Origin of the sequence: Caproicibacterium argilliputei, from assembly GCF_029211325.2 — a bacterium.
Lineage (GTDB): Bacteria > Bacillota > Clostridia > Oscillospirales > Acutalibacteraceae > Caproicibacterium > Caproicibacterium argilliputei.
Window position 1 is genome coordinate 286,038 of record NZ_CP135996.1, and the last position, 13,496, is coordinate 299,533.

Sequence of the window (13,496 nt, forward strand, 5' to 3'; positions counted from 1 at the left end):
GCGGCAGAGACAGCAAAGAAGCGGTGCTCTGCCGTTTTACAGCACATTGGAAAAAACGCGGGCCGGCGGGCGAAAAGCCGGACTTTTCAGGAGGAATCCATTTATGGCATCAGCTAGCAAAGCAGCGAACAAAACCGTGGATGACGCAAAGGATAAAGAGGAAGCGCTGAAAACCGCGCTTGCGAAAATTGAAAAGCAGTTTGGCAAGGGTGCCGTAATGCGTTTGGGGCAGAACGAGGCCATGCACGTCGAGTCCATCCCCACCGGCAGCCTGAGTCTGGATCTGGCACTGGGTATCGGCGGTTTTCCGCGCGGGCGGATTATCGAGATTTACGGCCCGGAAAGTTCCGGCAAAACCACATTGGCGCTGCACTGCGTCGCGGAGGGGCAGAAGCGCAAGGGCAATGCCGCCTTTATTGATGTGGAGCACGCATTGGATCCAATTTATGCCGCGGCGCTCGGCGTGGATGTGGACAGCCTCTTGGTCAGCCAGCCGGACACCGGTGAGCAGGCACTGGAGATTACAGAAGCGCTGGTACGTTCCGGCGCCATCGACGTGATTGTGGTGGACTCCGTTGCCGCTTTGGTGCCCCGCGCGGAAATCGAGGGCGAAATGGGCGACAGCCACGTCGGTCTGCAGGCGCGCCTGATGAGCCAGGCGCTGCGCAAGCTGGCGGGCGCCATCAGCAAGAGTAACTGCATCGCGATTTTTATTAACCAGCTGCGCGAAAAAGTCGGCGTGATGTACGGCAGCCCAGAGGTAACCCCCGGCGGCCGCGCGCTGAAGTTTTACGCTTCTGTGCGCATTGACATCCGCAAAATTGAAACGCTGAAAAGCGGCAATGAGCAGGTCGGCTCCCGCACGCGCGCCAAAGTGGTAAAAAATAAGATTGCGCCGCCGTTCCGTGTGGCAGAGTTTGATATTATGTACGGCCAGGGCATTTCACACGTTGGGGAGCTGATTGACCTCGGTGTGAAGCTGGACATCATTGAGAAGAGCGGCTCGTGGTTTTCCTACAACGGACAGCGCTTGGGACAGGGCCGCGATAATGTGAAAAAATTCTTTGAAGAAAACCAAGAGCTTGCCGAAGAAGTGGAAGCCAAGGTGCGCGCAAATGCGGACAAGCTTTACGAAAAAACCATTTCGCCTCGCGCCAGCGCGGCGAAGCCGCTGGAAGAAGTAGAAGCGGAGGCAGCGGAAAAAGTCGATGCGCAGGAGCCTGAAGCACCTGCGGAAAACAAACAAAGTACGCGGAGCGCTTCTGTTAATATTGATATTGAGGCGGACGACGAGTAAAAAATAGACCAAGGGGGCGTGTGCGCGGTGGAACTGACGGCGGCGGAACCGCGGCGGCACAGCATGACGGCGCTGTTTCTGGATGGAGAGTACGCGGTGAGCGTGGATACCGAAACGCTGCTGCAGGCCGGCTGGAAGCCGGGGCAAGATGTTACCGACGAGGAACTGCACGAACTGCTGCAGCAGTCGGATGCACACCGTGCGCGCGAAAAGGCGCTGTATCTGCTGGAGCACCGCAGCCACTCAAAAAAAGAACTGGAGCAGAAAATTGCCCGCACGGTATCACCAGAGGCGGCACAGGTCGCCGCACAGAAAATGGAGGACCTCGGTCTGGTGGATGATGAGGACTACGCCCAGCGTTTTGCGCGCGAACTGTACCGTAAGGGCTGCGCCAAACGGCGCGTTTGCTATGAACTGGCGCATAAGGGCATCGCGCCGGAAATCGTGCAGCAGGCCGCAGATGACAACGAGCCGGAGACGCAGCAGGCGATTCTGCGGATTCTGCAGAAAAAGTACCGCGACCTTTCCGATGAGAAAAGCCAGCGGCGGGCTTCGGCGGCTTTGCAGCGGCTGGGCTACGGTTATGACGAGATTCGCGCCGCGCTGCGCCGATACAATACAAATGAGGATGAATGGAATGGCTGAATCAGTAGGATTAGTGAACCTGGGCTGCGCAAAAAACCAGGTGGACGGAGAACGGATGCTGGCGTCGCTGGAAAGCGCAGGCTGGGAAGTAAAGGACGATGCCGCGCTTGCGGATGTTGCAATTGTGAATACCTGCGGCTTTATCCAGAGTGCCAAACAGGAGAGTATCGACGAGATTTTGGAGCTTGCCCGCCTCAAAAAAGAGGGGCACCTCAAGGCCATCGTTGTCACCGGCTGCCTTGCGGAGCGCTACCGCAGTGAAATTATGCAGCAGCTGCCGGAATGCGACGCAGTTTGCGGCATTGGTGCGGACGCGGACATCAACTACATCTGCCGTGCGGCATTGGCGGGTGCGCGGCCGGAGGCTTTTCCGGAGAAGGAAAAGCTGCCGCTCTGCGGCGAGCGCAAACTGCTGACCCCCAGCTTCTTTGCCTACCTCAAAATTGCAGAGGGCTGCGACAACCGCTGCAGCTACTGTGCCATTCCCATGATTCGCGGCAGGTACCGCAGCCGCACCATGGAGGACATTGAAGCCGAAGCGCGCAAGCTGGTGCAAAACGGTGCCAAGGAACTGATTTTAATCGCGCAGGATACCACCAAATACGGCTGGGACCTTTACGACCACAAACTGATGCTGCCGCAGCTGCTGCGCCGCCTGTGCAAAATTGACGGGCTGGTCTGGATTCGGATGCTCTACTGCTACCCGGACTATATGACCGATGAGCTGCTGGACGTGATGGCGTCCGAGCCAAAGGTGCTCAAGTACATTGACCTGCCGCTGCAGCACTGCAGCCAGTCCATTTTAAAGGCCATGCGCCGCTGGGGCAGCCGCGAGGAGCTGACAAAGCTGATTGCGCATATCCGTGAAAAAGTGCCGGGCGTTACGCTGCGCACCACGCTGATTACCGGCTTTCCCGGAGAAACGGAAGCGGACTTTACCGCGCTTTGCGAATTTGTCAAGGAAATGAAATTTGACCGCATGGGCTGCTTTGCTTACTCGCAGGAAGAGGGCACCGCCGCCGCGGAAATGCCGAACCAGATTGATGAAGATGTCAAGCAGCGCCGTATGGAACTGATTATGGAAGGGCAGATGGATCGCGACCAGACCGCCGGTGAGGCGATGGCGGGGCAGGTGCAGACAGTGCTGTGTGAGGGCTGGGATCGCTACGCGGAGTGCTGGTTTGGCCGCACCGCGGCGCAGGCGCCGGATGATATTGACGGAAAAGTGTATTTCACCGTACCCACCGGCGCTCAAAAGCCGGTTATGGGTACCTTTGTGCAGGTAAAGATTACAGAGTGTATGGATGGAGACCTGATTGGAGAACTTTGTCCGTCAAAGGGGGCATAAACAAACATGAATTTGCCCAATAAACTGTCGCTGCTGCGTATCCTTCTGGTGCCGGTGTTTGCGGCGTTTTTGCTGGCTTCTTCCGTACAGGGGCACTTTCTGTGGGCGTTGGTGCTGTTTGCAGTGGCTTCCTACACCGACCACCTGGACGGAAAAATTGCCCGCCAGCGCAACATGATTACGACCTTCGGGCAGTTTTTGGACCCGCTTGCGGATAAGGTGCTGGTTATGACGGCGCTCATCTGCTTTGCGAGCATGGGGCTTTGTAATATCTGGTTTGTACTCATCATTATGCTGCGGGAATTTGCAGTGACCTCCCTTCGGCTGGTGGCAGTAGAGTCCGGCAAGGTGATCGCCGCAAACAAATGGGGCAAGACCAAAACGGTGTCGCAGATGATTGCGGTGATGGTTGTGCTGATTTTGCAGAGCGTGCAGGAGCTTGCCGGCACAGGTGCTGCCGCAGGTGCGTTTTTGCTGGTTGGCAATCTGTTTGTGGGCATTTCGTGCTTGCTGACGATTGTCAGCGGTGTGGTGTACATTCGGCAGAACTACCAGGTGATCAGCACCATGAAGTAAAACCGGCAGTTGACTTTTTAAAACCGGAAACATATAATAAATCTATATCCAAGTATAAAATGCGATGAACGGAAAAAGTAGCGCGGCGGCAGCGGCAGAGAGAAAGCACCAGAGGCTGAAAGTGCTTTTCGCAGAAACCGTGCGAAGAATGCGTCCGGGAGCAGGCAGGGGGGAAATCCCTGCACGGCGGGAGCCGTTATCCTCCATTGAGCAAGAAACCGGAGTGGAACCGCGGAATTTTTCGCCTCCGTCTGTATGGGCAGCGTCCTGTACAGACGGGGGCTTTTTCGTTTCTCCGGTTCTGCGTGTGCGAAAACAAGGAGTGTTACCATGTTTTGCAGACTGAAAGAGGAGATTGACTCCATCATGGAGCGGGACCCGGCCGCGCGAAGCCGGCTGGAGGTTTATTTTCTGTACAGTGGATTTAAAGCGGTGCGCAGCTACCGGCGGGCGCACTGGCTTTTGGAAAAAGGGCATCCGTTTTTGGCGCGGTGGGTCAGTCAGCGTGCACGGCACAAAACCGGCATTGAAATTCACCCCGGTGCGAAAATTGGCAAGGGGTTGTTCATTGACCACGGCATGGGTGTTGTGATTGGCGAAACCACGGAAATCGGCGATTACTGTACACTGTACCAGGGGGTAACCTTGGGTGGAACCGGAAAAGATAAGGGAAAGCGCCACCCTACTTTGGGCAACAATGTGCTGGTGGGTTCCGGGGCAAAAATCCTGGGGCCGATGAAAATCGGCGACAACGCGCGCATCGCCGCGGGCGCGGTTGTGCTGGATGAAGTGCCTGCCAATGCCACCGCCGTCGGCGTGCCGGCGCGCGTGGTGCGGATCAACGGTGTCCGACCCGACAACCTGGATCAGGTGCACGTGACCGACCCGGTTGCACAGGAGCTTTGCCGCATGAATCAAATGCTGGAGCGCATGGAAAAGAAGCTGGGTGCACAGCAGGCTGCCGACGACCGGCAGTACGAAGAGGCGTTTGACCGGCAAAACGCGCGGTATACAGCCGGAAAATGAAAATCAGCAGGAGGATAAAACGTCCATGAAACTGTATAATACCCTTTCCCGTCAGAAAGAAGAATTCGTGCCGATGGTACCGAAGCAGGCAAAAATTTATGCCTGCGGTCCCACGGTGTATAATTTCATTCATATCGGCAATGCCAGACCGATGTGCGTGTTTGACGTGTTGCGCCGGTATCTGGAGTACCGCGGCTATGCCGTTACGTTTGTGCAAAATTTCACCGACATTGACGACAAAATCATCAACCGCGCAAACGAGGAGGGCACCGACTACCTAACCATCAGCCGCCGCTACATGGAGGAATACAAAAAGGACGCTGCGGGGTTGAATGTGCGTCCTGCAACGGTGCACCCGCTGGCGACGGAAAATATCGAGGGCATTCAGGAGATTATTTCCACGCTGCTTGAAAAAGGGTATGCCTATGCAGTGGAAAACGGCGACGTTTATTTTCGCACGCGCAAAGACAAAGAATACGGCAAGCTGAGCCATCAGCCGTTAGAAGATTTGCAGGCAGGCGCGCGCATTGCCACCGGCGAAATCAAAGAGGATGCAATGGACTTTGCCCTTTGGAAAGGCGCAAAGCCCGGCGAACCGTACTGGGATTCCCCCTGGGGGCACGGCCGCCCCGGCTGGCATATTGAGTGCTCCGCCATGGTGCGCCGGTACCTGGGCAAAACCATCGACATCCACTGCGGCGGACAGGATTTGATTTTCCCGCACCATGAAAATGAGATTGCCCAGAGTGAGTGCTGCAATGGTGTACCGTTTGCGCACTACTGGCTGCACAACGGCTACATCAATGTGGACAACAAAAAGATGAGCAAGAGCCTGCACAATTTCTTTACCGTGCGCGAGGTTGCCGAGCGGTACGGCTATGAGCCGATTCGGTATCTGATGGTTTCCGCGCATTACCGGATGCCGGTCAATTACAGCGAAGAAATGCTGTCGCAGTGCAAGGCGTCGCTGGACCGTCTGTACAACTGCCGCGACAATCTTGCCTTTGTGCGGAAAAACGCACAGCCTGGCAAAAAAGACAGCGATACTGCCGTGAAGGAAAAGCTGGAAGCCTGCCGCACCGCATTTGAGGCGGCGATGGAGGATGACCTCAATACCCCGAACGCAGTTGCCGCGCTGTTTGAGATGACGAAAGTCATCAACACAGAACTGGCAGCAGACAAAGCACCCGGCGCGGAGCTTTGCGGGTACGCTTACGATCTGTTCACCGGGTTGGCAGGGATTCTTGGCTTGCTGTACAGCCGCCCGACCGCCGGAGAAGCGGAACAGGATGGTGAAGCCGCCGAGATTGAAGCGCTCATTGCCAAGCGTGCGCAGGCACGCAAAGAGAAAAACTGGGCGGAGGCTGACCGAATCCGCGACGAGTTTAAGGCGCGCGGGATTGTACTGGAAGACACGCCGCAGGGTGTTAAGTGGCACAAAGCTTAAATTGAAAAGCGCAAAAAAGGAAGGACGCAGGCATTGCCGCGTCCTTCCTTTTTTACTTTCCGGTTCGGTCAAACAGGTCGAGCAATTCGTCAATTTTTTTGTCCGGATTGCCGCTTTCCACCGCTTCGGTGACACAGCAGCGCATATGAGCGTGCAGCACCTCGCGGTTTGCTTTCTGCAGAATCGCCACGGCAGCCTGCAGCTGATTGCTGATGTCGATACAGTAGCGATCGTCATCCACCATCTTCATAACACCGTTAATCTGACCAACGGCGGTTTTCAGCAGGCGCTGGACGGTTGTTTTATCCGCCTGCATCAGGCGTTCTCCACACGGCCGGGCTGGTAGCCCGCGTCGGTAACAGCCTTTTTCAGAGCTTCGTCAGAAACCTCTGCGCCGCAGGAAATAACGGCGTTTTTCTTTTCCAGACTGACGCTGACTTCAGTGACGCCGGGAACCTCCTGCAGCGCCTTAGTAACGTGTGCCTGGCAATGTTCGCACATCATGCCTTCTACGGAAATTGTTTTTTTCATGGAATCCACTCCTTTAGAATTGATAGACGGGGTTTTTACGGCAACAGCCGCCGCAGGCGCAGGCAGGTCAGAAACCTGTGCCCGCTGTTTGGGCCGGAAAAAGCGCAGGCGCAGTGCATTGGTTACCACAAAGAAGCTGCTCAGACTCATGGCGGCCGCCGCGAACATCGGGTTCAGCTGCCAACCGAGCAGGGGGTAAAACACACCCGCTGCCAGCGGGATGCCGCAGGCATTGTAGAAAAACGCCCAGAACAGGTTTTCTTTTACGTTGCGGATGACTGCACGGGAAAGCTCAATGGCGGAAACCGCGTCCAGCAGGTCGCTTTTCATCAGCACAACATCTGCGCTGGCAATGGCGACGTCGGTTCCCGCACCGATAGCAAGGCCGACATCCGCGCGGGTAAGCGCAGGTGCGTCGTTGATGCCGTCACCCACCATGGCGACCTTGTGACCGGACTCCTGCAGTGCACGGACTTCGCGTTCCTTATCCTGCGGCAGCACCTCCGCCACGGCGCGGTCAATGCCGAGCTGGGTGCGGATAGCCTCCGCTGTGCGGCGGTTGTCGCCGGTAAGCATAACCACCGAAAGTCCCATGTGCCGCAGTGCTTCTACAGCAGCCTTGCTGGTTGGTTTCACCGGGTCTGCGGCGGCAATTACGCCCATCAGCTGGTTTCCCTTGGCAAAGTACAACGGCGTTTTTCCTGTTTCCGCCATATGGTGTACCTGTGCCTCCAGTACCGAAACGTCCGCACCGCAGGCTGCCATCCATGCGGCGTTGCCTGCACTGTACATGGTGCCGTTCAGCTGTGCGTGTACCCCGCGACCGGGTACGGCTTCAAATTTTTCTGCCGCTGCGGGCGCAACACCGTGTTCTTCCGCATACTGTAGAACTGCCTGCGCCAGCGGATGCTCGCTTGGCTTTTCCAGAGCCGCTGCCGTTTGCAGCAATTCGGCTTCGGTAAATGGCGCCTGTGCGGCAACATCGGTGACCACCGGACGGCCCTGTGTCAGGGTGCCGGTCTTGTCCAGCACCACCGTGTCCACGGTGTGTGCGGTTTCCAATGCTTCGGCGGATTTATAAAGGATACCAAGCTGGGCACCCTTGCCGGTGCCAACCATAATGGCAACCGGTGTGGCAAGGCCGAGTGCGCAAGGGCAGGAAATGACCAGCACTGCAATGCCCGCGCGCAGAGCGAACTCCGGCGCATAGCCCAGCAGCAGCCAGACCAGTGCGGTCACAGCGGCGATGGTGATAACGACCGGCACGAAAACGCCCGCAATTTTATCTGCCAGGCGTGCAATCGGCGCTTTGCTGTTTCCGGCGTCTTCCACCAGGCGGATAATCTGTGCCAGCGTGGTTTCATCGCCGACCTTTGTTGCACGGAACACGAGCCGCCCGTTGCCGTTGATAGTTGCGGTGATGACTTCATCGCCCGTTTCCTTTTCTACGGGAATGCTTTCGCCGGTGATGGCGCTCTGGTCCACAGCGGAAAGGCCGTCGGTGACCACGCCGTCCACTGGAATGCTTTCGCCGGGGCGCACCACCACCAGGTCATTCAGCTGCACTTCCTCCACGGGAATCTGCTGCTCGCTGCCGCCGCGCAGCACAACGGCTGTCTGCGGCTTTAAATCCATCAGCTTTTCGACCGCTTCGGTGGTCTGCCCGCGCGAGCGGGTTTCCAGATATTTGCCGACAGTAATCAGCGTCAGGATGGTGCCCGCTGATTCAAAGTATAAATCCATATGGTACTGTTGTGCAAGTGCAAAATCTCCGGCGGCAAGGCCGTTGCCGATGCGGCAGATTGCAAAGATGCCGTATACGATGGCAGCCGTTGCACCAATGGCGATTAAGCTGTCCATATTTGGCGCCCGGTGAAACAGCGTGCGGTAGCCGTTAATAAAGTAGCTGCGATTCAGGTAGAGAATCGGCAGCAGTAGAAGCAGTTGTGCCATGCCGAAGGTAATAGCATTCTGCATACCGGTCAAAAACGGCGGCAGCGGCAGGCCAAGCATACTGCCCATGGAAATGTACAAAAGCGGCACGAAGAAAATAATGGAGAAAACCAGACGGTTTTTCATGGCGTGCAGTTCCTCTGCCGCTCGCTGGCGCGCGCTTTTTTCCTGTGCCGCCATATTTTTGCCTGCCGGCTGGGCGCCGTAGCCCGCTTTTTTGACCGCCTCGCAGATTTCGGCATCACTGAGTGCGCCATCGTCAAACTGTGCGGTCATGGTGCCGGAAAGCAGGTTGACCGCGCAGTCCTGCACACCGGGCAGGTTGCTGACTGCCTTTTGCACGTGCGATTGACAGGCGGCGCAGGTCATACCGGTCACCGTGAATTTTTCCTGTTTCATAAAGCCCTCCTTTTTGTTATTTCGAATTAGCGGCACACGGCAGTTTTTGCGCGGCCGCCAAAGGGATAGCGTTTATACCCCACCCAGGGGGTGTATCGTTAGTATAGGCTTACTAAAGATAAAAGTCAAGCACTTTTTTCTTGACAAGCGCATACAGTGTGTATATAATGAACATATGAACAACAATTCATATGTTCATATGTGCAAAGAAGGAGGATACACGATGCCGGATAAAAATGGAATGGAATGCTGTGACTTTATTCATGTGCACGAGGATATCATAAAAAAAGTGCAGAGCGTGGTTCCGGATGAAGAGGTGCTGTATGACTTGGCGGAGCTTTTTAAAGTCTTTGGCGACAGCACTCGTATCAAGATTCTTTATGTGCTGTTTGAAAGCGAAATGTGCGTGTGCGATCTTGCACAACTGCTGCATATGAACCAATCCGCCATCTCGCACCAGCTGCGCGTGCTTAAGCAGAACCAGCTGGTCAAGTACCGGCGCGAGGGCAAAACGGTGTTTTACGCATTAGCAGATGACCATGTGCGCACCATTCTCGGCACCGGTATGGAGCACCTGACAGAGCTGGGCTGAGCGATTTTTTTGAAAGCAAGACGTAATCTTATTTGAAAACAGGAGGAACTTCCCATGAAAAAACAGTATCGCCTTGAAGACTTAGATTGTGCCAACTGCGCCGCAAAAATGCAAGATGCCATTCAAAAAATTGACGGTGTCAACCGTGCGGATGTGAACTTCCTTTCGCAGAAGTTGACGCTGGAGGCGGACGACGCACGCTTTGACGAAATCGTAAAGCAGACGGTGAAGGTTTGCAAAAAGGTGGAGCCGGACTGCAGAATCCTGCTGCACTGAGCACCGACTTCAGCTTCGTGAATTTTGAGGAGAAATGGGGAACTCATCATGACGGCAAAACAAAAACGGATGCTCCTGCGCATCCTGATTTCTGCGGCGCTGCTGCTTGCGTGTGCGCTGCTTCCCGTAAGGGGGACGCCGCGCCTACTGCTGTTTCTGGCGCCGTACTTCCTGGTGGGATACGATGTGCTGTGGAAAGCTGTGCGCAACATTGCCCACGGGCAGGTGTTTGACGAAAACTTTCTGATGTGCGTGGCAACCATCGGGGCGCTGGCGGTTGGCGAGTATCCGGAAGCGGTGGCGGTTATGCTGTTTTACCAGGTCGGCGAGTTATTCCAGAGCTACGCCGTGGGGCGCAGCCGCAAGAGCATCAGCGCGCTGATGGATATTCGGCCGGACAGCGCCAATCTGGAGCAGGCAGACGGCACCGTGGCCGTTGTGGACCCGGAGGAAGTGCCGGTGGGCAGCGTGATTGTGGTGAAGCCGGGCGAAAAAATTCCGTTGGACGGCACCGTGCTGGAGGGCAGCAGTTTGGTGGATACCTCCGCGCTGACCGGCGAAAGTGTACCGCGCCAGCTTGCACCGGGCGGCGAGGCAATGAGCGGCTGCATCAACCAGAGCGGGGTGCTGCGCATTACCGTGACGAAAGAATTTGGCGCCTCTACGGTGTCAAAGATTCTGGATTTGGTCGAAAATGCGAGCAGCAAAAAAGCGCGCGCTGAAAACTTCATTACGAAGTTTGCCCGCTACTACACGCCGATTGTTGTGTTTGCCGCAGTTGCGCTGGCGGCACTGCCAACGCTGCTGTTTCGCCAGCCGTTTGAAGATTGGCTCATGCGTGCGCTGAACTTCTTAGTGGTGTCCTGTCCCTGTGCGCTGGTCATTTCCGTTCCGCTCAGCTTTTTTGGCGGCATCGGCGGTGCTTCCCGCAGCGGAATCCTCATCAAGGGCGGCAATTACATGGAAACCCTTGCGGACGCGGAAGTGGCTGTTTTTGATAAGACCGGCACCTTGACGAAAGGGACGTTTCGTGTGACGCAGACAGTGCCGCAGGAAGGTGTGGCGCCCGAAACTCTGCTGGAAATCGCCGCGCTTGCGGAAAGCGGCAGCAATCACCCCATCTCTCAGTCGCTGCGTGCGGCGTGGGGGCAGCAGGTACCGCCGGATCGTGTGGGGGAGATTCAAGAAATTGCCGGGCGCGGCGTGCAGGCGCAGGTGGACAGCCGCACGGTGCTGGCGGGCAATGCCAAGCTGATGCAGCAGGCATCCGTGACGTTTCAGGATGTCTCCCTGCCCGGCACCGTGGTGCACGTTGCCGCGGACGGCAAGTATCTGGGGTACTTGCTGATTTCCGACGAAGTAAAGCCAAACGCAAAAGAAGCCATTGCCAAGCTGAAAGCGGCGGGTATCAGGCGCACAGTGATGCTCACCGGCGACAACCGCACCGTGGCACAGGCAGTGGCGGAGCAGCTCGGCGTTGACGAGGTACACGCGGAACTGCTGCCGGGTGACAAAGTCGGAGAAGTGGAAAAGCTGATGGGGCAGAAGTCCGGCAGCCTGGTCTTTATGGGGGATGGCATTAACGATGCGCCGGTGCTGGCGCGTGCGGACGTGGGCGTGGCGATGGGTGCGCTCGGCAGCGACGCCGCCATTGAAGCCGCGGACATCGTGTTGATGGACGATGACCCGGCAAAGCTGGCGGCGGCGGTACGCATTTCGCGCAGGACACTGCGCATTGTGCGGCAGAACATTGTGTTTGCGCTTGCAGTAAAGCTGTTGGTGCTGGTACTCTCGGCGTTGGGGCTTGCCAATATGTGGGCGGCGGTTTTTGCGGATGTAGGTGTGACGGTCATTGCCATCCTCAATTCCATGCGTGCCCTGCGTACAGAAGAATAAAAAAACAAATCAGGAAGGCTTTTCCGCCGCTGCGGGAAGTCTTTTTTGCGGTGCATTTTATAAAACCAAGCAGTAAAATGCATAATAATATTTGACAAATCATGACATATGTGGTAATGTTGAGACGTAAAAACATTATTATTTTTAGGATTTGTCTGCGGGCTTGAGTCGGACGAACCTGCCCCAGTCGACGCAAGCCGGTTCTTCCTTTTTCGGAGGAATAGATGGCTGCAAGTTTGCTGTAGTACTGAAAAGAAGTGATTGAACATGGGCAATTTTGGCTTATGGGTGCTGTCGAACTTTGTATTTACGGTTCCATTGCTTGCAACGTTTGCGGCGCCGGTGCTGCTTACGGTCTCCTATCACAAAAAGCAAAAGGGATTTCAAATTGCCGGAGTCATTCTCGGTTTGTTTGCCGCGCTTTTATTTACGGTTTTATTTTTCGCAATGCTGTACGGCGTTGGTGCCGGAATGTCGGATTCATCCAGCAAACCCTTTGCTCCCCTGTGGCGGGGCAGTCTGCTGTGGGAGGGCGGAATTCAACTGGTGGCGGCGTTGCTGCAGATTCCGCTGTTCTGGTACGCGCGGCGCATTAAGGCGCAAAAACGGAGGTCACACGTTTTTTTGGCAGGGGGGCTTGTGTGCAGTGCTGTTACGGTCTTTACGCTGCTCTACATGATTTGGCCTGCCTTAACGAATCAGATGCCAATCACTTGAATCTTGCTTTTTTTGAGTCCGCGCGTACGCGGGCTCTTTTTCTTTGTCATGTATAAAACGAAAAACTTTCCTCAAACTTTTGATAGGCACTACCATTTTTCGGGGAAGCGTTTATAATGAAGAATAGATGATTTACGCGAAATTGTTTGGAAAAAGGAGCTGCCCATGGAACAGAAAGAGAAAACCTTTGAAAGCACTTGGGTGATGCTGGTCTGCGTTTCCGTGGCGTATATCGCCGGCGGTGTTTTGCTGCTGCTGTTTCCGCAGGTTTCCCTGCCGGCGCTGTGCCAGGCGATGGGCATTCTGCTCATCATTGTGGGGATTGTGCTGGTGTTTGCCTACTTTCTGCGCAAGCGCTACCTGACACCCGGACACTTTGAGTTTGCGGGTGGTGCCGCGTGCATCCTGCTGGGCATTTTTTCGCTGATGCGCACCCAGGAGGTCGCCTTTGCGTTCAGCCAGATTCTTGCCCTGCTGGTGCTGGGCGACAGTCTGCTGAAGCTGCAGAATTCCACAGACCTGCTGCGGCTTAAAGAACAGAAGTGGTGGGTGGTGCTGCTTGCAGCGGGTGCCAGTATCCTGCTGGCGATGATTGCACTGGCAAACCCGTTTGGCAGCGACCAGCTGCGCCTGCAGTACACCTACGTTGTGCTGATTGCAGACGGCGTGCTGAATATTGCCGTGGTGCTGTTCCTGCGCCATGCCCACCGGCGTTACGAGGACCTGAGCGCGGAGGATACGGAAGAATTTCAGCCGGCTGCTTGGGAACATCTTTCCAATCACTGAGCCGGAT

Annotated in this window: 13 protein-coding genes; 11 read left to right on the top strand and 2 right to left on the bottom strand. The window is 55.9% G+C overall.

Going from position 1 to position 13,496, the window contains the following annotated elements:
* Window positions 1–103: 103 nt before the first annotated feature.
* The 6 genes from recA to cysS all read left to right on the top strand — a co-directional run bounded on the left by recA (window position 104) and on the right by cysS (window position 6,339).
* Window positions 104–1,297 carry a recombinase RecA gene (gene recA, locus PXC00_RS01285; protein ID WP_275844608.1) on the top strand — a complete coding sequence of 398 codons (1,194 nt, stop codon included), beginning with the start codon at window positions 104–106 and terminating at the stop codon, window positions 1,295–1,297.
* Between the two features lie 27 nt (window positions 1,298–1,324).
* Window positions 1,325–1,942, top strand: a complete 618-nt coding sequence (locus PXC00_RS01290) for a regulatory protein RecX (protein ID WP_275844607.1) — start codon at window positions 1,325–1,327, stop codon at window positions 1,940–1,942.
* Window positions 1,935–3,290 (top strand): 30S ribosomal protein S12 methylthiotransferase RimO, encoded by a 1,356-nt coding sequence (gene rimO / locus PXC00_RS01295; protein ID WP_275844606.1) that lies wholly within the window; start codon window positions 1,935–1,937, stop codon window positions 3,288–3,290. The genes PXC00_RS01290 and rimO overlap by 8 nt, the downstream gene beginning before the upstream one ends.
* A gap of 6 nt (window positions 3,291–3,296) precedes the next feature.
* Window positions 3,297–3,866, top strand: coding sequence for a CDP-diacylglycerol--glycerol-3-phosphate 3-phosphatidyltransferase (pgsA, locus tag PXC00_RS01300; protein WP_275844605.1), 570 nt, complete (start codon window positions 3,297–3,299; stop codon window positions 3,864–3,866).
* 330 nt (window positions 3,867–4,196) lie between these two features.
* The gene (gene epsC, locus PXC00_RS01305; RefSeq protein WP_275844604.1) at window positions 4,197–4,892 is read left to right on the top strand and encodes a serine O-acetyltransferase EpsC; all 696 of its coding nucleotides are present in this window, start codon (window positions 4,197–4,199) and stop codon (window positions 4,890–4,892) included.
* Window positions 4,893–4,917: 25 nt separating this feature from the next.
* The gene (gene cysS, locus PXC00_RS01310) at window positions 4,918–6,339 is read left to right on the top strand and encodes a cysteine--tRNA ligase (RefSeq protein ID WP_275844603.1); all 1,422 of its coding nucleotides are present in this window, start codon (window positions 4,918–4,920) and stop codon (window positions 6,337–6,339) included.
* A 52-nt stretch (window positions 6,340–6,391) separates the two neighbouring features.
* Here the strand turns inward: cysS and PXC00_RS01315 are convergent, their stop codons facing one another.
* Both PXC00_RS01315 and PXC00_RS01320 read right to left on the bottom strand, forming a co-directional pair.
* Window positions 6,392–6,655 (bottom strand): metal-sensing transcriptional repressor, encoded by a 264-nt coding sequence (locus PXC00_RS01315; protein ID WP_275844602.1) that lies wholly within the window; start codon window positions 6,653–6,655, stop codon window positions 6,392–6,394.
* Window positions 6,655–9,222, bottom strand: a complete 2,568-nt coding sequence (locus PXC00_RS01320; protein ID WP_275844601.1) for a heavy metal translocating P-type ATPase — start codon at window positions 9,220–9,222, stop codon at window positions 6,655–6,657. The genes PXC00_RS01315 and PXC00_RS01320 overlap by 1 nt, the downstream gene beginning before the upstream one ends.
* Before the next feature lie 223 nt (window positions 9,223–9,445).
* On the opposite strand from PXC00_RS01320, the gene PXC00_RS01325 reads away from it, so the two are divergent.
* From PXC00_RS01325 to PXC00_RS01345, 5 genes are all read left to right on the top strand, one after another.
* Window positions 9,446–9,814 (top strand): ArsR/SmtB family transcription factor, encoded by a 369-nt coding sequence (locus tag PXC00_RS01325; RefSeq protein WP_275844600.1) that lies wholly within the window; start codon window positions 9,446–9,448, stop codon window positions 9,812–9,814.
* Between the two features lie 54 nt (window positions 9,815–9,868).
* On the top strand, window positions 9,869–10,090 hold the full coding sequence (locus PXC00_RS01330; protein ID WP_275844599.1) for a heavy-metal-associated domain-containing protein: 222 nt from the start codon (window positions 9,869–9,871) through the stop codon (window positions 10,088–10,090).
* Between the two features lie 48 nt (window positions 10,091–10,138).
* Window positions 10,139–11,986, top strand: coding sequence for a heavy metal translocating P-type ATPase (locus PXC00_RS01335; protein WP_275844598.1), 1,848 nt, complete (start codon window positions 10,139–10,141; stop codon window positions 11,984–11,986).
* A 267-nt stretch (window positions 11,987–12,253) separates the two neighbouring features.
* On the top strand, window positions 12,254–12,703 hold the full coding sequence (locus tag PXC00_RS01340; RefSeq protein WP_275844597.1) for a hypothetical protein: 450 nt from the start codon (window positions 12,254–12,256) through the stop codon (window positions 12,701–12,703).
* Between the two features lie 165 nt (window positions 12,704–12,868).
* Window positions 12,869–13,489: an HdeD family acid-resistance protein gene (locus PXC00_RS01345; protein ID WP_275844596.1), complete on the top strand. Its 621-nt coding sequence runs from the start codon at window positions 12,869–12,871 to the stop codon at window positions 13,487–13,489.
* Window positions 13,490–13,496: the final 7 nt, after the last annotated feature.

Excerpts from the sequence above, each read along its gene's own strand:
- recA (WP_275844608.1), top strand. The coding sequence starts at position 104 with ATGGCATCAGCTAGCAAAGCAGCGAACAAAACCGTGGATGACGCAAAG.
- rimO (WP_275844606.1), top strand. The coding sequence starts at position 1,935 with ATGGCTGAATCAGTAGGATTAGTGAACCTGGGCTGCGCAAAAAACCAG.
- pgsA (WP_275844605.1), top strand. The coding sequence starts at position 3,297 with ATGAATTTGCCCAATAAACTGTCGCTGCTGCGTATCCTTCTGGTGCCG.
- epsC (WP_275844604.1), top strand. The coding sequence starts at position 4,197 with ATGTTTTGCAGACTGAAAGAGGAGATTGACTCCATCATGGAGCGGGAC.
- cysS (WP_275844603.1), top strand. The coding sequence starts at position 4,918 with ATGAAACTGTATAATACCCTTTCCCGTCAGAAAGAAGAATTCGTGCCG.
- PXC00_RS01315 (WP_275844602.1), bottom strand. The coding sequence starts at position 6,655 with ATGCAGGCGGATAAAACAACCGTCCAGCGCCTGCTGAAAACCGCCGTT.
- PXC00_RS01320 (WP_275844601.1), bottom strand. The coding sequence starts at position 9,222 with ATGAAACAGGAAAAATTCACGGTGACCGGTATGACCTGCGCCGCCTGT.
- PXC00_RS01325 (WP_275844600.1), top strand. The coding sequence starts at position 9,446 with ATGCCGGATAAAAATGGAATGGAATGCTGTGACTTTATTCATGTGCAC.
- PXC00_RS01330 (WP_275844599.1), top strand. The coding sequence starts at position 9,869 with ATGAAAAAACAGTATCGCCTTGAAGACTTAGATTGTGCCAACTGCGCC.
- PXC00_RS01335 (WP_275844598.1), top strand. The coding sequence starts at position 10,139 with ATGACGGCAAAACAAAAACGGATGCTCCTGCGCATCCTGATTTCTGCG.
- PXC00_RS01340 (WP_275844597.1), top strand. The coding sequence starts at position 12,254 with ATGGGCAATTTTGGCTTATGGGTGCTGTCGAACTTTGTATTTACGGTT.
- PXC00_RS01345 (WP_275844596.1), top strand. The coding sequence starts at position 12,869 with ATGGAACAGAAAGAGAAAACCTTTGAAAGCACTTGGGTGATGCTGGTC.